We start from the raw sequence: 17503 nt of genomic DNA, 5'->3' as shown, positions 1-17503 counted from the left end.
AATGTCCGCGGATCAGGCGGTGCAGCCGCAGCTCCGGCTGCACCGGGCACCCGGCATGTGAATGGCCTTGATGAAGGTGGCGTCGGTTGCGGCGCGCACCTCCTCAAGCACTTGGGGAGGTACAGCCGAATCAAGGGAAAGGATGACCATGGCTTCCCCTTTCTTTTCGCTGCGTCCCAGGTTCATGGAGGCAATATTGATCTCATGTTGTCCCATGATTGTGCCGATCTTGCCGATCATACCCGGCCGGTCGGCGTAGTGGAGCAGCAGCATGTGCTCCTCGGGCGCAAAGTCCATGGAGTAGTCGCGCAGCCGTACGATGCGGGGCAGCCCCTCGAAAAGGGTGCCCGAGATGGTGCGGCGCTTGCCCCCCTCTCCTTCCACCACGATCGTGATGAGGTTGGAGAAGGCGTCGGCATGAGTCGTCTTGGACTCCTCCACCACAATGCCCATCCCTTCGGCGATGAGAGAAGCGTTCACCATGTTCACGTCCTGGTCGACCATCCGGTTAAGGATCGACGCCAGGCCGCAGACGGTAAGCGGGGTGCAGTCGTAGTGGGCGATGGAGCCCGAGAAGCCGAAGACGATCTTCGAGATATTGGCGTCCAGCAACTGAATGCCGAATTCGCACAGGGTGTTCATGAGGTTGAGGAACGGCCGCATCTGGTCCATGAGTGCCAAGTCGAAGCGCGGAATGTTCACGGCGTTCTCCAGGGGCTGGTCGTCCAGGTAGTTGAGAATCTCGCGGGATACGTCCACAGCCACGTTCACCTGGGCCTCAAAGGTATTTGCCCCCAGATGCGGCGTCACCACGACCCTCTCGTGGCCGATGAGCTTCTTCAGATACTCGCTCTTGGGGGGCTCCTCGCTGAACACGTCCACAGCGGCTCCGGCCACCTTGCCCGACTCCAGATACTTCAGCAGGGCCGCCTCTTCGATGATGCCGCCCCGGGCGGCGTTCACGATGATGACGCCGTCCTTCATCATAGCCAGCTCACGCTCGCCGATCATGTTGCGAGTCTCGTCGGTGAGAGGGGTGTGGACGGTGATGATGTCGCAGTTCTTGTAAATCTCGTCGTGGGAGACCAGCTTGACCCCCAGGTCATGGGCCCGCTTCACGGCGATGTAGGGATCGCAGGCGAGCACGTCGCACTCGAAGGCCTTGAGCCGCGTGGCTACCCGGCCGCCGACCTTGCCGAGGCCGATGACGCCGGCCGTCTTACCCTTGAGCTCGTAGCCGGTGAACGGAGCCCGCTTCCACTCGCCGCTCTTCAGGCTGCCGTTGGCGCGGGTCACGTTGCGGCAGAAGGAGAGCAGCAGCGCCATGGCATGCTCGGCCGCGCTGTTGGTATTGCCGAAAGGAGCGTTCACCACGATGACGCCGCGGGAACTTGCGTAGTCAACGTCAACGTTGTCGATGCCCACGCCCGCCCGGGCCACGAGCCTCAGCTTTTTCCCCGCGTCCAGAAGCTCCCGATTCACGGTGGTGCCGCTGCGGGTGATGATGACGTCGTAATCGCCGATTATTGCGAGGAGTTCCTCCTTCTTGAGGCCGAGCTTCACATCGAGCTCAACACGCGGATCCTGGGCAAGAAGTGCCAATCCTTCTTGAGCCACCTCGTCAGTAACGATGATTTTCATTGATGATCCCCTGTGGTGTGGAATGGTAATGAGTAGCCGGTATAACCCGATGGCAAGAAAGTGCTTTGCGAGGCTGCGGAGAAGCGCTAATAATAGACCCCCCGATTGAAAATTGCAAGACCGGCGAACCCTCCTGCCGGTATACGAGGGGGGAGCGTTCCCGCGGGAAGGACCCATGACTGGACACCAGCCCTTTCACATTGTGCTCGTGGAGCCGGAAATCCCACCCAACACCGGCAACATTGCCCGCCTTTGCGGGGCCACCGGCACCGTACTCCACCTGGTCGGAAAACTTGGCTTTTCTACCGATGACCGGTACCTGAAGAGAGCCGGCCTCGACTACTGGAGCGAGGTGGATATCCGCTACTGGGAGAGCCTCGACCAACTGCGGCAGGCCTGGCCCGACGCGCGCTTCTTCTATACGAGCAAGAAGGCGGCGCGCTGTTACGTGGATGCCGGCTTTCGCGAGGGCGACTTCATCGTCTTCGGCAAGGAAACCGTTGGACTGCCCGAAGACCTGCTCCGGGCCAACGAGGAGCACTGCGTGAGGATACCGATCTTCGGCAAGGTGCGGAGCCTCAACCTCTCAACCGCCGCGGGGATCGTCCTGTACGAAGCCCTGCGCCAGACCGGACGCCTTGCCGACCGGGCGGGTGAAAACGGAGAGTGATGTCGATGATCAAGGCCGGAATCACGTTCATGGTGCTGGCTCTCGTCTTCTACACCTACGCGGTCTTCAGCGGCAGGAAAGAGGGACTCCACGCCAAGCATCTGCTGGTCTTCGGCGCGGGGCTGCTGTTCGACTACCTGGGAACCCATCAGATGAGCCTCTACGCCAGGACCTTCGGCAAGGCCCCCGAATGGCACAACCTTACCGGCATCCTGTCCCTTGCGGGTATGGCCTTTCACTTTTTACTGGCTCTCGCGGCGGCGTTCGCCCGCAAGACCGAGCGGATCAACCACACCTTTCACCGGGTGAGTCTCACCATCTACACCCTCTGGTGCATCGCCTTCGCCAGCGGAGCCATCGCCGGAATGCTGAAGGCGGCTAAACACTAGCCCGACCGCGCCAGATACTCCCGCACGAACGCCACGACCCGGGCTGCGTCCTCTCCCGGAGGCAGGGTCGCCGCCATCTGTTCCACGTAGTTTCGCTCCACCACCAGCCGCCGCGACACAGCGAAATTCAGGTCGAATACCCATGAAAGTTGAAGGAGCTTGAAGTCGCTCAGGGTCTTCAGGGTCGCCAGGTTGACCAGTTCTCCCCGCATGACCGTTTCCACCACCCCGGGGGTACAGACCGGCAGATCCGGAAACCCCAGCCCCACTGCCGAAGCCTGTTCCTCCGGGGGCAGACCGTAGAATTCGAGGAACACCCGCCAGATATCCAGTTTATCCGCGTCGCGCACCAGGTGCAGCAGCCGGCGGGCCGGGCCGTCAATGGCATCGGGAATCCGGAACACGTTGTGGAGCGCCACGCCGCCGAGGATCATCCGCCGCTCCTCCGGCGCCAGGCCGTCGAGCACTCCCTCCCCCGTCAGCACGCGGACGCCGAGGGTCCCATGGTTTTCCGACTCGCTGTCCCTGAAGGTGCCATAGCAACGGTACTGTTCGAACCGCCCCACATCGTGCAGCAGGGCAACCACCCCGGCCAGGCGCCGTTCACCCGGATCGAGCCCCAGGTCAAGCGTCAGGATATCCATGAAGGCGCAGACCTGCTCCGTGTGCTCCTCTTTCAGGCGGATGTTTCGGTTGTCTTCTTCGCGTGAGGTGTAAAAGGAGCGGCAGTAGCCGAGGAACCACTTTTTGAGGGAAGCAAGCCCCTCCTCGTCCAAGGTGGTTATGATGAAGGGGTCAGCGGACATCGGGCAATGCCACGCGGATGCCGAGGCCGATGAAGGTAACGCCGGCCAGGGCCTGGAGCCGTCCGGCAACGGCAGGCCGACGTCGGAGCCAGTCCCCGATGAGCCCCGCAAAAAGGGCCACGGAGCCAAAGATGATGATGGTGACGACCATGAAGATGATGCCGAGCCCCATGAGCTGAAAGCCTGGAGTGGCCGACGCGGGGGACACGAACTGGGGCAGGAACGCGAGAAAAAAGAGGGTTACCTTGGGATTGAGGATGTTTGCCACGATGCTCTGGCGGTAGATGACCCCCAAGGCGTCGAAGCCGGCCGGCTCGCCCACCAGGGATGCCCCCCGGTTCCGCAGCGCCCCGATGCCGATGTAGACCAGATAACAGGCCCCGGCAAGCTTGATCAGGGTGAATGCCACGTCGGAGGACCGAATGAGGGCCGACACCCCCACTGCCGCCAGGGTCGTGTGGAAGATACAGCCGGTGCTGAAACCGGCCGCGGCAGCCAAGCCGGCCATCCGCCCCTGGCTTACTCCCCGGGTGAGAACCTGGATGATATCGGGCCCCGGCGCAACGGTGACGAGGACAACGGAAACAAGGAACACACTGAGATTTGTCATGGTCTGCTCCGGAGCAGCAACGGAAAAAGGGGGGGCTTTTGCCCCCCCTTCACGCCGCTGGCTGCGGGATACTAATCGTCGAAATTTCCTTCAGCGCCCTTGTCACCCACAATTGATTTCGCCCGCTCGATGATCCGGGCTTCGGTCCAGAGGGCCGGATCATCTATACGGCTTCCCTTTGCCCCCACGTCGTAGGAACCGGCCGAGAGAATCGCCTCTATGGCGTAAGGTGCCGTGTCCCGGGCATTGAGCACCTCGGTCATCATCTTGTAGGCGAACTCTTCCACCCCCTTGGCCATCCGCTCGCGGATCTCCCTAGGCTGCGCCAGCAGTTTGTTCTCAAAGGGAAGGTTCAGGTTCTTGTAGTCCCCCTTCTTCCAACCTTTGCCTTCGGCATGGGCCACCATCTCGGCCCACAGCTCGTCGCTCATGCCGGCATCGGACTTCTTGATGAAATTGCCGTCGGCATCAAGTTGAGCATTGCCGTAATCGTTCACCTCAAGCCCCCAGGAGATCATCTGGAGCGCGGTGGCCACGTTGGCCTTGGTGGTGGCAGTTTCATTGGCGATGGCGCGGAGGCGCTCGGAGCTGTTGCCCGAGGTGCCGTGCTGGGCACCGTTGACCCGGTAGGGCTCCAAAGCCTTATGGATCTCGGCGGTGAGCCCGACCTGGATACCGGCGTCCGACGCCTCCAGACCGTGGGTGGTGCCGTTGTTCAAGGCGATCCAGTCGGGGAAGATGCCGTGGGCATTGAGCCCCTGGATAAGGAATTTCGCCTCATCCACGGTGGAAAGGCCTGTGTTCCCCTTGATTTCACCCACCTCGGTCTCAAGGCCGGCCCAGGACGGGATGAACGGATTGATGGCCAGGTTGGCCAGCAGGTTCTGGTCGTCTGGCAGGTGAGAGGCGTCGATGGCGATGGAGGTGATCCCCGCCTCGAACATGGTCGGGATCTCCACCTTGGCGGCGTTCAGATCCTTGTCGTTCTTGATGCCGTAGTGGTCGGCATGGATAGCCACCGGCACAGTGATCCCCAGCTCGTTGCAGAGGGCGTCGACGATGCGGGCCATGTTCCAGTAATTAACGGCACAGTAGGCCTTCTGCCCCCCCTCCGACTTGGCGATTTCGATGATGAGCGGGCAGTTGGCCCGCTGGGCGGCCATCAGTGCTCCGCGAATGACGAAGTAGTTGCGGCCGTTGGCGGCCATGGCAATGGCTTTCCCCTTTGCAAGCATGGCCCGGTCCACAACCTTGCCGCTCACGATGAGGGCCTTGGAGTTGGGGAAAAGAGCCCGGATGTTGGGGGGACGGCCGACCTGCAGGGCCTTCTCGAAATCGGCGGAGTACTGAGCTGTCATAGCACCTCCCTGTTTAGTGGCATTCAAACATATTTATTATAAATAAAACAACATGTTATTAGCATGACCGGTGGGTAAAATCAAGGAACGATTGCCCCGGCGGCAACGATACTCATTTCCGGCCGATCCGGTCTTCCACGTAATCGGCGAACTCGTCCATGACCCGAGTCGGTTCTGGCGTGTTGTACTCCACGATGTTACGCAGATGAATGAATGAATCGACCTCGATGCGCGAAAAACGAAGGGCAACGCCGTTCGCGTCAGCGCGCACCACCTCGCCGGCCAGCTCCACATTCAGGGATGGCTCTCCCTCGGACAGGGAGATGACGACTTCCACCTCTTCTCCGATGGCCGGTTTCTCCCCACCGGTTTTCACGAACATGCCGTTCAGGCTCAGGTCGGCCACTTCGCCGGTAAACGAGCTTTCACCGTGGGTGACCATTGCGGAAATAGCAAAGGGAACGCGTGTGAATCGCCTTTTATCCATCTTGAACACCTCCCGGATCAGTGCCGCCGCCTCCCTGTGCGAACCGGGCCTCCTGCCGCGCAATCACTGGGGATGATTAACGTTCCGCGCCCATTTGTCAACAGCATTTTGCCCTGCTCAAACCATCAGCTCCACTTGATAGAACGACTCGCGGCGCCCTTTCACAAGCAGAATGGAGCGATTGCACCTCCGACCATCCCGCACGCGGTGGCGCACCATCCTTGCATTTGGCCCTGCTCCCCCCGTATAATGCTCTGGTTTGCAAGGAGAATGATGTGATCAAAACCACCCCGTTCCATGAATCGTTGCTCGACACCCACTTGGTGGTGGATGTCCGGACTCCCCTCGAATACGAGGAGGATCACCTCCCCGGTGCCATCAATGTCCCGCTCCTCACCAACGAGGAACGGGTGGAGATCGGCACCATCTACAAGCAGACCGGCCCCCTGGAGGCGCGCCGCCGGGGGCTGCACCTGACCGCTCACCGCTTTCCTGCCATGGTGGGGGAGATTGCCCGGGCCGCGGCAGGCCGCCCCATTCTCGTCTACTGCTGGCGCGGGGGGCTCAGGAGCAAGACCGTCGTGTCGATCCTCGACCTGGCAGGGTTCGACGCGGTCCAGCTCCAGGGAGGCCACAAGGCCTTCCGCCACCTGGTTCTGTCATCATTCGACCCCTTCACCCCCCCCGCGCCGCTGGTTGTCCTCCATGGCATGACCGGCGTGGGCAAGACGACGTTCCTCCTGCAGCTGGCACGGGCCGGTCATGCCGTGGTCGACCTCGAGGGACTCGCCCGCCACCGGGGATCGGCCTTCGGCGAACTGGGACTTCGTCAGGACATCTCCCAGAAGCGGTTCGAAACTCTCCTCTGGGATGCCTTCCGCCGATTGCCTGCCGGCTGCCCCATCCTGCTGGAGGGAGAAAGCAGGCGCATCGGCAGGCTCACTCTGCCGGGCAACCTCTACGACGTCATGCGGGGTAGTGTGAAGCTTTGGTGCGAGGCGTCGGTGGCCACCCGGGTGGCCCGCCTCACGGAAGAGTACGGCCGCCCCGAATACCGGGACGGCATGGCCGGCGCCCTGGAGCGGATCAGAAAAAAACTCGGCGGCGACAACTACGAAGCGATCAAAGGCCATCTGGACCGATGGGAAATGGAACCGTTCATGGAGGGCCTGATCCGGCATTACTATGACAAGCTCTACTACAAGACCCGCGACTGGGTGGAGGATGCCGTCATTTCCCTGGAGGATTTTTCCTCAGGAGAGCGGGAGCTGAACACGTTCCTCGCCTCGCGCAGACAGGCCGCGGTGTAGAGCCATGCTGGCCCAGAGGTTGCGCAACCTCATCCAGTCCATGGTGCTCGTCACGGGCATGGTGGGGCTTCTTCTCACCCTCGGCTGGCTCTTTGCCGGCATCTATGGCATGGCATGGGCACTACTGGTCGGAATCATCCCGCTGGTGGTGAGTCTGAGGGTCCTTCCCGCTCTCATCCTCAGGATGTACAAGGCAAAGGCCCTCTCCGTCGCCGAAGCCCCCCAACTTCACGCTATCGTTAACCAGCTTGCCCGCCGCGCCGGCCTGGCGGAGCCCCCCCGCATCCACTATATTCCCAGTTCCGCCCCCCTGGTCTTCTCAATCGGCAGCGGCAAGGGAGCCTCAGTGGCCGTAACCGACGGCCTGCTGCGGCTTCTGACCGTCCGGGAGCTTGTCGGCGTTCTGGGACACGAGGTCAGTCACATCGGCAACAGCGACACCTGGGTCATGAGCTTCGCCGACGTGGTGACCCGCGTGACCCGCCTCATCTCGCTACTGGGACAGGTACTGATCATCCTCAACCTTCCCCTGCTGATCCTGGGGGAGTGGTCTCTGCCGTGGATCCCGCTGATGCTCATGCTCTTTGCCCCCACCATCAGCGCCCTGCTCCAGCTTTCTCTCTCGCGGACCCGCGAGTTCGAGGCGGACCTCTCCGGCTCAAAGCTCACCAGTGACCCGGCGGGGCTCGCCTCGGCCCTGGCCAAGCTGGAGGAGTATCAGCAGAGAGTCCTGAAAAAAAGCCGGCTACCGGGCGTGAAGGGAATCGAGCCGTCCCTGCTCAGGACTCATCCCGTAACCGATGAACGAATCAAAAGGCTGAAAGATATTGAGCGGGAGATGTACCCGGACGAGAGCATGCTGGTCTGCCCCGAAGACGGCGGGCCGTGCGCCCCACCCCACATCGCGGAAGTGAGCCGCGTGCCGCGTCGCCACCTGAGCGGCCTGTGGCACTGAGTCCGGAATCAGTCTCACCCTCTGAAGGTGTAGTAGACGCTCAGAAAACCGAGTAGAAGCGATACGGCCGTGGCCAGGGCGCAGGCACCTGCCAGGAAGGTGTGAAAGAGATTGTCGCTGCGCCGCTCGCGATAGCCGAGAATGAAGGCCATGATGATCCCCCCCAGGATCCCCCCCCCGTGCCCCCAGTTGTCGATCCCCGGCACGATCAGCCCGAACAGGAAGAGACCGACCACCCATCCCCAGACCTCCTTGAAAACCGCCTGGCCGTAGAGCCCCCCCCTGCTCTTGCCGTAGTAGAGAAGCGAACCGATCAGTGCACAGATGGCGCACGATGCGCCGATGGTGTAACCGGTGCCGGCCAGATAGGAAACTACATAGCCGGCCACCCCGCCGAGGGTATAGATGGAAAACATTCGCCAGGTACCGTATTCGCGCGCCACCAGCGGAGCAATCTGCCGCAGGGCCATCATGTTGAAGAAGATGTGCAGCAGGCCGCCGTGGAGGTAGTTAGCCGACAGGAGCGTCCAGAACCGGCCGAACCGGTCGATGGGGACCACGCCGGTGGCCCCCAGGAGCAGCAGGCTGTTGCGCCCCGGCGACAGGGCCGAAAAGAGCCCACCCTGGCCAGGCGGACGGTTGTCGACCAGCAGCGATGCCACATACATGACGACATTGACGGCCAGAATGATGGTGATGACCCTGTCCGCATCGCCGGCGCTCCGGGTGAAGGGGTTGTTTTTCAGCCACGAACCGGGCGGGAGGTGCCGCAGTAGGGGCAGGACGGCTCATCGCGGTTGATGAGGCGGCGACAGTTGGGGCAGAGTATCGAGCGGCGCTCGGCAGTTGCCATTCATGGACCTCACTCTGGGATGGGAGCAGCAGGGGAGCAGCGCGGGTACCGGGGCCAACGCCCAAGGGGTACGAGCACGTCAGAATCGTACCGTGAAACGCCCCGATGCGCAAGGTTCGCCTGCCAAAGCCCCATCCAGGGCCAGTGCACCATGGCATGCAAATGGCCGCCGGGCGAGGCTCCACGGGCACAGCGTCTTTGACGGCTCGGGTCGATGGGTGTATTGTTGAAATGAAAGAAGATGTTCTTTGACAGATTCGGTGCCGCACGGACGACGCTGCAGATGCTGTCGCGATGCCATCCGCCAGGAGCGTGGCAACCTCTTGAAAAAGGCGAACCGGATCGTCCGCCCGTCCCCGTGGTCCCGCAAGGAGCACGTGGGCGCAGCCCGTGAACGTACGACCGACGGATTGGGATAAAGTGCCCTGATGCGGCACCGGACAAAAAAGGAAGCCCGGCCTGTGAGCCGGGCTTTTGTGTGTGGTGACTTCCCGTGAACGTTCCGGTGGATGCATTGACATCATCGCAGGCTTTTTTATAGTTGTTACTAATCGTACCCCCAGCAACTCGCGATACCGGGAGGCCATCATGAACCTGGAAATACACACCATCAAAGTCGATATTCCCCAAGACTGCAACGTTATCCTGGGGCAGACCCACTTCATCAAGACAGCCGAGGATCTGTACGAAGTCGTTGCCACCACCGTTCCCCAAGCCCGGTTCGGCATCGCCTTCACCGAGGCCTCGGGGCCGTGCCTGATCCGCACCGAGGGGAACGACGAAGAGTTGATCCGGGTCTGCGTCAGAAACCTGCAGGCCATTGGAGCCGGCCATGTCTTTTGCGTCCTGCTGAAGGAGGCCTACCCGATCAACATCCTGAACCAGATCAAGAACTGCCCCGAAGTCTGCCGGATCTTCTGTGCTACCGCCAACCCCCTCCAGGTCATCGTGGCGTCCACCTCCCAGGGGTGGGGAGTGCTGGGGGTCATCGACGGACATCCACCCAAGGGAGTGGAAACGGACGACGACCGGCAGCACCGCAGGGACTTCCTGAGGGCTATCGGCTATAAGCGTTGATGCATACTGCATGCATCACGCACCCCGCACACAAAGGGGACATGCGCTCGATGAGCGAATGTCCCCTTTGGTTTCGCGACTCCCGGAACTCGGCCGGCCCTTCTTATTTGCGCCGTGAGTTACGGTAGATGAGATACATCGTCGAGAATACCGCCAAGTCAACTCCTGCTAGGTAGAGGAAAAGGAGCCATTTCACGGGTCCACCGCCTCCCCTCGGCCATCACTTCCGCTCCCCCTCGCGGGAATGCCTCCCTGCCTAAATCGTTCCCGCGTCGCATTTCGCCTTCGCCCGGCGCTTATCGGTCAAACCCAACCCCGTCTGCAACAGATCCCGACACGATGTGCAGAACAATCAGGTGAATATAATAATAGTATAGTCCCTTCACCGACAGGGAACAATGGGGCAAGAGTCACTCGCGACGGGCGATAAAGTCGACCACAAATGTGGTAAGGGCCGGGTGGAACTGCAGAAAATCCCCCCTGAGCTCCCGGTAGCATCGAAGCAGCTCCCCTTCGCCCAAGGCAAGGGGATTCGGCCGGCCGACACGCGCCGACATCCGGCGAAGCACCCGACCGATCCCGGCAGATTCGGCGTAAGAGGGAAGCCATTCATCGAACATGGGGGGAAGCAGCTGAACCAGTCGCTCGGGCATGAGGGAAGCAAACCCAATGGCAATTGCACGGGCACGCGTGATGAAGGATTGGAGCGGCTCGGCGCGGTAGCGTTCCCATTCCGAAGCGAGAAAATGGTCGTAATAGACATCCACCAGCACCCCCCGGTAATGACCGAAGGATGGAGCAAGTCGCCGCTTGCTCCGGGTAAATGACTCATGCCCGTTGGCAAAGGAGTCGATGGCCCGGTGGAGCTCCAGCCCCAGCGTGAGCCGTGGAGGATAGCGGCCCGCCAGGGGCCCCTTGACGAAATCACCCATAAGGTTGCCGGCCATGATCTCCGGATCGTCCCCGGAGAATGCCAAGTGGGCAAGGATGTTCACGGAGCCCCGTCCACAGGGGGAAAAGCCGGCGGCACCCCAGGGGCGGCCCGAAGGCAGTCCCGGGGCGAAGTTGCGCACGTGGGCTCAGGATTGGGAGGCATGCAGGGCCTGGTCGATGTCGGCAATGATGTCGGCCACATCCTCGATGCCGACGGAAAGGCGGATGAAATCCGGCGTTACCCCGGCCGAGAGACGCTCTTCATCGGTGAGCTGCTCGTGCGTGGTGGATGCCGGGTGGATGACGAGGGACTTGGCGTCGCCGATGTTGGCAAGATGCGACAGGAGCTTCACGCTGTCGATGAACTTCTTGCCCGCCTCGAGCCCTCCCTTGACTCCGAAGCCGATGATGGCACCGGCGCCCTTGGGGAGGTACTTGCCGGCATTGTCGTGGTCCCGGTGGCTGGGCAGGCCCGGATAGTTGACCCAGGTGACCAGTGGATGCCGCTCCAGCCACTCGGCAACAGTACGCGCGTTGTCAACGTGGCGTGCCATGCGCACCGGCAAGGTCTCCAGCCCCTGGAGGAAGAGGAATGCGTTGAACGGCGCGAGGCAGGCCCCCATATCGCGCAGGAGCGTGATCCGCATCTTGAGGATGTAGGAGAGGTTCCCCAGGGCCTCCCAGTAGCGCAAACCATGGTAGGAGGGATCCGGTTCCGTGAACTCGGGGAACCGGCCGTTGTTCCAGGGAAAACGTCCGCTGTCTACCACCGCCCCCCCGATGCTCGTACCGTGGCCACCGATGAATTTGGTGAGGGAATAGACGGCGATGTCGGCCCCATGGTCAAAAGGCCTGAACAGGTACGGAGTGGTAACGGTGTTGTCCACTATGAACGGGATTCCCGCCTCATGGGCGATCCGGGCAATGGACTCGAAGTCGTCCACATTGTTTTTCGGGTTCCCTACCGATTCGGTGTAGACCAGGCGAGTGTTTTCATCCATGGCCCGACGGACGTTTTCAGGGTCAGAAGTGTCGACGAACCGGACCGATATCCCCAATCTTGGCAGAGTATAGTGGAAGAGGTTGTAGGTTCCGCCATAGAGATAGCTGGTGGAGACGATATTCTGCCCGGCGCCGGCGATGTTAAGCACCGCATACGTGATTGCCGCCTGCCCCGAGGCGAGAGCAAGCGCGCCCACTCCGCCGTCAAGTTCCGCCAGGCGCTTTTCCAGTACATCGCAGGTCGGATTCATGATCCGCGTGTAGATATTGCCGAACTCCCGGAGACCAAAGAGATTGGCCGCGTGTTCGGAGCTGCGGAACGCATAGGAAGAGGTCTGGTAAATGGGAACCGCACGCGACAGCGTCGTGGGATCCGGATCCTGGCCGGCGTGGAGTGCGAGGGTATCGAAGCCTTTTTGGATGTCGGACATGATGGAACTCTCCTCTCGTATGTGATGCTACCCTACAACAAAAGTACAGTTACCCGTCATCACATAATACATATACTATACCATACATGTCAACAAAAGAACCCTGCCTACCAATATATTTGCTTGGCTATTTTCTCCCAAAAAGCACGGTTAATTCGAGAAGCTTTTTTGCGTGCTTAGCAGTAAGCATACCCTCACTATAACGCCACGACCAGTTCCCGCGCGGTGTTCCGGGGAGATTCATCCGGCTTGACCCATCAAGTCCCATGACATCCTGAAGCGGGAAAATCGCCATATCGGCCACCGAGGCCATGCCGAGACGGATCAGCTCCCAATGGACCTCCTTACCCGTGGTGTCGGTATAGGCCAGAACTTCTCGTCGCTCCCGGGGGGAAAGGCTTTGAAACCAGCCCTGGGTGGTATCATTGTCGTGGGTGCCGGTGTAGACCACGCAGTCACGGGTGAAGTTGTGGGGCAGGTAGGGATTGCCCGGGCCGGAATCAAAGGCGAACTGGAGGATCTTCATGCCGGGGAAACGGTACCGGTCGCGCAGTTCCTCCACGGCCGGGGTAATGACTCCCAGGTCCTCGGCAATGATCGGCAGTGACCCCACCGCCCCGATAACGGCATCAAAGAGTGCCGTCCCCGGAGCGGGGACCCATTGGCCGTTCACCGCCGTCTTTTCTTTGGCCGGAACCTCCCAGCACGCCTCGAACCCTCGGAAGTGATCGACCCTGACCACATCATGGAGCGCGAACGAACCGCGGAACCGCTCGATCCACCAGCGAAATCCATCGGCGGCCATGGCATCCCAGTCATAGAGAGGGTTCCCCCATCGCTGGCCTGTCTTGCTGAAATAGTCCGGCGGGACCCCGGCTACCACGGTGGGCTTGCCCTTGTCGTCGAGCTTGAAAAGGCCCGGATTCGTCCAGACATCGGTTGAATCGAAAGCCACAAAGATGGGGATATCGCCGACAACCGCAATCCCCTTGCTGTTGGCATATTCCCTGACATGTCGCCACTGACGGGAAAACTGCCACTGGATATACTTGTGTTCGCCAATGGCCACGCCCAGCCGAACCGAATACTTTTCGAGCGCGGCCGACTCCCGGCGGGCAATCTCCTTGGGCCAGGTATTCCAGCTTTTGCCGCCGAAATGCTCCTTGAGAGCCATGAACAGCGCAGCGTCGTGAAGCCAGGGGGTAGTATCGCAAAAGTGCCAGAACTCCTGTTTACGATCCGTGTCACCGTGGGCGTGGAACCGGGCCGCAGCGGTCCGGAGCGCGCGTGACTTGAACGCATCCACAGCCGGAAAGTCCACATGATCGGCAGACACCTCCGCCACAGCCTCCTCGGGCTCCAGGTCCCCCTCATCCACGAGGGTCGCCAGGTCGATCAGCAGGGGGTTGCCAGCAAAAGCCGAATAGCAGGAATAGGGGGAATTGCCGTAGGCTGCGGGCCCCAGCGGAAGAACCTGCCAGAGGCTCTGCCCCGCCTCTTCGAGGAAATCGATGAAATGGCGGCACTCTTTCCCGAGCGATCCGATCCCCCCCGGACCCGGCAGGGAAGTCGGATGGAGCAGGATGCCGCTGCGACGTTTCTGTCTCATGAAGTCCTCACTTTCGGTAAAATCCATTTACAAATCCGGGGAGAAGACGGTATACAGAAAACAAACGGCCGGCGTCATGCCGGCCGGAAACTGCGCCACGGAAGGAACCGGCCCATCATGGAAACAATCAAGACAGCTCTCTTCGAAACCCTCGTCGACAGCGCCGTCAAAAACGATGACGGCACCTACACGTTCTCGCTTGAAGGCAAGAGCTACATCATCAACGATCCTCTCGAGATATCAAAGATAGCCCAGGACCACGGCTACATCATAATCTACTGATCCGTCACGGCACAGAGGCCAGGACCTCGTCGATGCGTTTGCCGTCCAGGGTCTCCTCTTCCATGAGAGCATCCACCAGCGCATCGAGCTTGCCGCGGTTGTTGGCAATGACGTTATCGGCCTTCTGCTCCGCTTCTTTAATGATGGCGGCGATTTCCTGATCGATGAGCCACGCCATCTGCTCGGAGAAGGTTTTTTCCTCGGCCAGCTTTCGTCCGAGAAAAGGATGCTCCTCTCCACGGCTGAAGGTCATGGCGCCGATCTTGTCGCTCATGCCCCACTGGCAGACCATCTTCTCCGCCAGATCGTTGACCATTTTGAGATCATTCTGGGCCCCGGTGGAGAGATCGCCGAACACGGCCCGCTCCGCCTGCCGGCCGCCAAGTGCCACGGACAGCCGGTTCATGAGATACGACTTCGGGTAGTGGTAGCGATCATCTTCGGGTAGTTGCTGAGTTACCCCAAGAGCCTGCCCCCGCGGAATGATGGTCACCTTGTGGACCGGGTCGGTTCCGGGCAGGAGCTTGGCCACGATCGTATGGCCTGCCTCGTGATAGGCGGTAATCCGCTTCTCCTGCTCCGTGATGAACATCTTCCGCTCTCCCCCCATGAGAACCTTGTCCTTGGCCCGCTCCATATGCTCCATGGTAACGGTCGCGGCGTTCTCCCGAGCCGCCAGGATGGCCGCCTCGTTGACGAGGTTTTCCAGATCGGCACCGGCCATGCCGGGCGTTCCCCGGGCAATGACGGCCAGATCCACATCCTTGTCGAGGGGAATCTTGCGGGTGTGAACATGAAGTATTTTCTCCCGATCCCGCCAGTCGGGACGGTCGATGACCACGTGCCGGTCGAACCTCCCGGGGCGAAGGAGCGCCGGATCAAGGACGTCGGGCCGGTTAGTGGCTGCCATGACGATCACCTCGTCATGGGAGTCGAATCCATCCATTTCGGAGAGAAGCTGATTCAGGGTCTGCTCCCGCTCGTCGTGCCCCCCGCCGAGCCCGGCGCCACGGCTGCGCCCCACCGCATCCAGCTCGTCGATGAAGATGATGCTCGGAGCCGACTTCTTGGCCGTGGCAAAGAGATCACGCACCCGTCCGGCGCCGACGCCGACGAACATCTCGATAAACTGGGACGCTGAGATGCTCAGAAAGGTAACGTCCGCCTCACCCGCCACTGCCCGGGCCAGGAGGGTCTTTCCCGTGCCCGGTGGCCCGACCAGGAGCACTCCCTTGGGCACTTTGCCGCCGATTCGCTGGAACTTTTTAGGATCACGCAAATAATCGACGATCTCTTTCAGTTCCATCTTCGGGTTCTCCATGCCGGCCACGTCGTCGAAGGTTACCTTGACCTTGGCGCTGGGAGTGTACATCTTGGCACCTGACTTGGAGAAATTTCCCATGACCGACGTGGGTCCCTGCCCCCGCATTCCCCGCATGGCCAGCCACCAGACGCCGATGATCAAAATCCACGGCAGTACATAGAGAAGCCCGCTGACAATCGGCGACGTCTCCGTCGTCACTGCGGTCACCTCGACATTTTTTGCCTGGAGGTCCGCCATGAGAGAAGGATCGTCGATGGCTGGCTTTACCGTAGAAAACTTGGCCGTCTCGCGGGCCACGGTCTTGTCGCCCGCAGGCTGGTCAACGGTTATCTTATTGCGAAAATCGCCGGCGATGGTGGTGCCCTTGATCGTTATACGCTTGATGTTACCGGCCGCCAGTTCGGCCCGGAACCGGCTGTAGGATACGACCGCGCCACCATCGACGGATTGGCGGGCAACATAGGTGTAAATCAGATTGAATATCACCAGCAGACCAAGCATCCAGAGTATCGGTTTCCAGACCGATTGCCCCATTCATCCACCTCCTGATCATGCGCTGTCCGGCTCTCGTAGGGCGAGAGCGCGCCAACGTCTGTTAATTCGTACCATACACGGCCTGTAATGCAAGATCAGCCGACTTCTCCGTACATCAGGCTGTAGAACGGGGCGCAACGCAGCAAATGGTCTCTACCGCAGCTTTTCAACAGCCGTGCAGATGGAAATGCCCCATGCCGAAGGGAGCCCCTTTCCCCACGCCAAGATACTCTCCCACCAGCAGATAGGGGATAAACTCCTCCACGTCGCTCACCGCAACGATAGCCTGACCGGCAAGCCCTCCATAGCGCCCGCGCCGGTCCGCCTCCCGCCAGTCGATCCATCGCATGGCCTGACTGGCGGGTTTCACATCGGCGCTCAGTTGCGCAAGCCATCTGAAGTCATCATTGATCTCACGGTCGCAATAGGCAGACGCAAGGGCCGATACCCGTCTCATGAGCGCCCGGGCAAATACGGAAAAAGAAAAGCTCCGCAACGGAGCACCATCCTGGATGATCCTCAGGGGGGTATTGAAGGAAAGCGCCAGGGTTTCTCCCAGGATGCGGCTTTCCACAAGTCCGGCCCCCGAGAGGATTGTGGGTTCCGCGCCTGCGCTTGTGTCCTCTCCAACCAGACAGGGGCTCCGTTCGCCGAAATACCCTGCAGACTCCACCCGCACAAGTTCGGCTATGTCACCGTTGAGGCCGAGACCCTCCAGCATCCCGACAAAAGACTTCACGAAAAGGGGGGCATGGTTAATTGCCGTCCCCACGAGGGTAAGCCCGACCTCGAACTCCGATTGATCTGCCAGAACCGGAAACGAAAAGGCAAAGGGAACCGGCGGCTTTTGATGACGCTTGACCGCGGTCGGATCGTTGCCGAGCGGTTGGAGAAACGCGCTACCATAGGCGCAACTTCCTTCCCGGCAGCGGGGGCACCCTTCACCGCCGCAACCAGAAAGACGCAGGAGCGACTCCTGAAAGTTTTCACGACACCGGTACAGGGCGTACGGATCACGTACGCTCCCCCGGATCACCCCGGAGAGCAAGAGCCTCACAAAGGTTATGTCAATGGCAGCGCCCATCTCCGCTCCTACAGCAGACCCATGTGCCGTGTGGTCAGTACTGCCAGCAATTCCGGCCCTTGTGGCCACCGCTGGCGTTGTGACGCCTGCAGACTGGCTGACGGCCCCTCATCGCAGCGCCTTTGTGCCGTACATAATTCTACGGAAT

At 60.8% G+C, this 17503-nt stretch carries 16 protein-coding genes and 1 pseudogene; 6 read left to right on the top strand and 11 right to left on the bottom strand.

Features of this window, described 5'->3' with window-relative positions; all coding sequences use genetic code 11:
* Positions 1–12: 12 nt before the first annotated feature.
* Positions 13–1641: a phosphoglycerate dehydrogenase gene (serA, locus tag GS_RS05975; RefSeq protein WP_010941855.1), complete on the bottom strand. Its 1629-nt coding sequence runs from the start codon at positions 1639–1641 to the stop codon at positions 13–15.
* A gap of 175 nt (positions 1642–1816) precedes the next feature.
* Here serA and GS_RS05970 point away from each other — a divergent pair, with 175 nt between their 5' ends.
* On the top strand, positions 1817–2311 hold the full coding sequence (locus GS_RS05970) for a tRNA (cytidine(34)-2'-O)-methyltransferase (RefSeq protein WP_010941854.1): 495 nt from the start codon (positions 1817–1819) through the stop codon (positions 2309–2311).
* 5 nt (positions 2312–2316) lie between these two features.
* Positions 2317–2700 carry an HsmA family protein gene (locus GS_RS05965; protein WP_010941853.1) on the top strand — a complete coding sequence of 128 codons (384 nt, stop codon included), beginning with the start codon at positions 2317–2319 and terminating at the stop codon, positions 2698–2700.
* On the opposite strand, the gene GS_RS05960 is transcribed toward GS_RS05965, so the two are convergent.
* The 4 genes from GS_RS05960 to GS_RS05945 form a co-directional block, all read right to left on the bottom strand.
* On the bottom strand, positions 2697–3506 hold the full coding sequence (locus GS_RS05960) for an HD domain-containing protein (RefSeq protein WP_235044986.1): 810 nt from the start codon (positions 3504–3506) through the stop codon (positions 2697–2699). The genes GS_RS05965 and GS_RS05960 overlap by 4 nt on opposite strands.
* Positions 3496–4116, bottom strand: coding sequence for a LysE family translocator (locus tag GS_RS05955; protein WP_010941851.1), 621 nt, complete (start codon positions 4114–4116; stop codon positions 3496–3498). Before GS_RS05955 ends, GS_RS05960 begins: the two co-directional genes overlap by 11 nt.
* Positions 4117–4187: 71 nt before the next feature.
* A complete protein-coding gene (locus tag GS_RS05950; protein ID WP_010941850.1) occupies positions 4188–5474 on the bottom strand; it encodes a class II fructose-bisphosphate aldolase in 1287 nt (428 codons plus the stop codon).
* Between the two features lie 112 nt (positions 5475–5586).
* A complete protein-coding gene (locus tag GS_RS05945; protein ID WP_010941849.1) occupies positions 5587–5961 on the bottom strand; it encodes a PilZ domain-containing protein in 375 nt (124 codons plus the stop codon).
* A gap of 275 nt (positions 5962–6236) precedes the next feature.
* On the opposite strand from GS_RS05945, the gene mnmH reads away from it, so the two are divergent.
* Together mnmH and GS_RS05935 are read left to right on the top strand one after the other, a co-directional pair.
* Positions 6237–7271 (top strand): tRNA 2-selenouridine(34) synthase MnmH, encoded by a 1035-nt coding sequence (gene mnmH / locus GS_RS05940; RefSeq protein WP_010941848.1) that lies wholly within the window; start codon positions 6237–6239, stop codon positions 7269–7271.
* 4 nt (positions 7272–7275) lie between these two features.
* Positions 7276–8226, top strand: coding sequence for a zinc metalloprotease HtpX (locus GS_RS05935; protein ID WP_010941847.1), 951 nt, complete (start codon positions 7276–7278; stop codon positions 8224–8226).
* Between the two features lie 14 nt (positions 8227–8240).
* Here GS_RS05935 and GS_RS05930 read toward each other — a convergent pair.
* A pseudogene (locus GS_RS05930) lies at positions 8241–9079 on the bottom strand (rhomboid family intramembrane serine protease).
* Positions 9080–9667: 588 nt separating this feature from the next.
* On the opposite strand from GS_RS05930, the gene GS_RS05925 reads away from it, so the two are divergent.
* Complete coding sequence (locus GS_RS05925; RefSeq protein ID WP_010941845.1) at positions 9668–10156, top strand: adenosine-specific kinase; 489 nt, start codon at positions 9668–9670, stop codon at positions 10154–10156.
* A 410-nt stretch (positions 10157–10566) separates the two neighbouring features.
* On the opposite strand, the gene GS_RS05920 is transcribed toward GS_RS05925, so the two are convergent.
* The 3 genes from GS_RS05920 to malQ form a co-directional block, all read right to left on the bottom strand.
* Positions 10567–11229 carry an ACP phosphodiesterase gene (locus tag GS_RS05920; protein WP_275450051.1) on the bottom strand — a complete coding sequence of 221 codons (663 nt, stop codon included), beginning with the start codon at positions 11227–11229 and terminating at the stop codon, positions 10567–10569.
* Positions 11230–11235: 6 nt separating this feature from the next.
* The gene (locus GS_RS05915) at positions 11236–12522 is read right to left on the bottom strand and encodes an O-acetylhomoserine aminocarboxypropyltransferase/cysteine synthase family protein (protein WP_010941843.1); all 1287 of its coding nucleotides are present in this window, start codon (positions 12520–12522) and stop codon (positions 11236–11238) included.
* Between the two features lie 127 nt (positions 12523–12649).
* The gene (malQ, locus tag GS_RS05910; RefSeq protein WP_010941842.1) at positions 12650–14131 is read right to left on the bottom strand and encodes a 4-alpha-glucanotransferase; all 1482 of its coding nucleotides are present in this window, start codon (positions 14129–14131) and stop codon (positions 12650–12652) included.
* A 117-nt stretch (positions 14132–14248) separates the two neighbouring features.
* Here malQ and GS_RS17405 point away from each other — a divergent pair, with 117 nt between their 5' ends.
* On the top strand, positions 14249–14413 hold the full coding sequence (locus GS_RS17405; protein WP_010941841.1) for a hypothetical protein: 165 nt from the start codon (positions 14249–14251) through the stop codon (positions 14411–14413).
* A gap of 4 nt (positions 14414–14417) precedes the next feature.
* Here the strand turns inward: GS_RS17405 and ftsH are convergent, their stop codons facing one another.
* Both ftsH and cas6 read right to left on the bottom strand, forming a co-directional pair.
* Positions 14418–16271, bottom strand: a complete 1854-nt coding sequence (ftsH, locus tag GS_RS05905; protein WP_010941840.1) for an ATP-dependent zinc metalloprotease FtsH — start codon at positions 16269–16271, stop codon at positions 14418–14420.
* A gap of 166 nt (positions 16272–16437) precedes the next feature.
* Entirely contained in the window at positions 16438–17355 is a 918-nt protein-coding gene (gene cas6 / locus GS_RS05900) for a CRISPR system precrRNA processing endoribonuclease RAMP protein Cas6 (protein WP_010941839.1), read from the bottom strand.
* Positions 17356–17503 lie beyond the last annotated feature (148 nt).

The sequence above is a fragment of the Geobacter sulfurreducens PCA genome (genome assembly GCF_000007985.2).
Taxonomy (GTDB): domain Bacteria; phylum Desulfobacterota; class Desulfuromonadia; order Geobacterales; family Geobacteraceae; genus Geobacter; species Geobacter sulfurreducens.
The sequence above is the reverse complement of the archived record's forward strand: the minus strand, read 5'-3'. Positions and strand labels throughout refer to the sequence as shown.

What these genes read in the sequence shown, in the direction of transcription:
- serA (WP_010941855.1), bottom strand. Translation starts at nt 1,641, where the DNA reads ATGAAAATCATCGTTACTGACGAGGTGGCTCAAGAAGGATTGGCACTT.
- malQ (WP_010941842.1), bottom strand. Translation starts at nt 14,131, where the DNA reads ATGAGACAGAAACGTCGCAGCGGCATCCTGCTCCATCCGACTTCCCTG.
- cas6 (WP_010941839.1), bottom strand. Translation starts at nt 17,355, where the DNA reads ATGGGCGCTGCCATTGACATAACCTTTGTGAGGCTCTTGCTCTCCGGG.
- GS_RS17405 (WP_010941841.1), top strand. Translation starts at nt 14,249, where the DNA reads ATGGAAACAATCAAGACAGCTCTCTTCGAAACCCTCGTCGACAGCGCC.
- GS_RS05915 (WP_010941843.1), bottom strand. Translation starts at nt 12,522, where the DNA reads ATGTCCGACATCCAAAAAGGCTTCGATACCCTCGCACTCCACGCCGGC.
- GS_RS05970 (WP_010941854.1), top strand. Translation starts at nt 1,817, where the DNA reads ATGACTGGACACCAGCCCTTTCACATTGTGCTCGTGGAGCCGGAAATC.
- GS_RS05960 (WP_235044986.1), bottom strand. Translation starts at nt 3,506, where the DNA reads ATGTCCGCTGACCCCTTCATCATAACCACCTTGGACGAGGAGGGGCTT.
- ftsH (WP_010941840.1), bottom strand. Translation starts at nt 16,271, where the DNA reads ATGGGGCAATCGGTCTGGAAACCGATACTCTGGATGCTTGGTCTGCTG.
- GS_RS05955 (WP_010941851.1), bottom strand. Translation starts at nt 4,116, where the DNA reads ATGACAAATCTCAGTGTGTTCCTTGTTTCCGTTGTCCTCGTCACCGTT.
- GS_RS05935 (WP_010941847.1), top strand. Translation starts at nt 7,276, where the DNA reads ATGCTGGCCCAGAGGTTGCGCAACCTCATCCAGTCCATGGTGCTCGTC.
- GS_RS05950 (WP_010941850.1), bottom strand. Translation starts at nt 5,474, where the DNA reads ATGACAGCTCAGTACTCCGCCGATTTCGAGAAGGCCCTGCAGGTCGGC.
- GS_RS05965 (WP_010941853.1), top strand. Translation starts at nt 2,317, where the DNA reads ATGATCAAGGCCGGAATCACGTTCATGGTGCTGGCTCTCGTCTTCTAC.
- GS_RS05945 (WP_010941849.1), bottom strand. Translation starts at nt 5,961, where the DNA reads ATGGATAAAAGGCGATTCACACGCGTTCCCTTTGCTATTTCCGCAATG.
- GS_RS05925 (WP_010941845.1), top strand. Translation starts at nt 9,668, where the DNA reads ATGAACCTGGAAATACACACCATCAAAGTCGATATTCCCCAAGACTGC.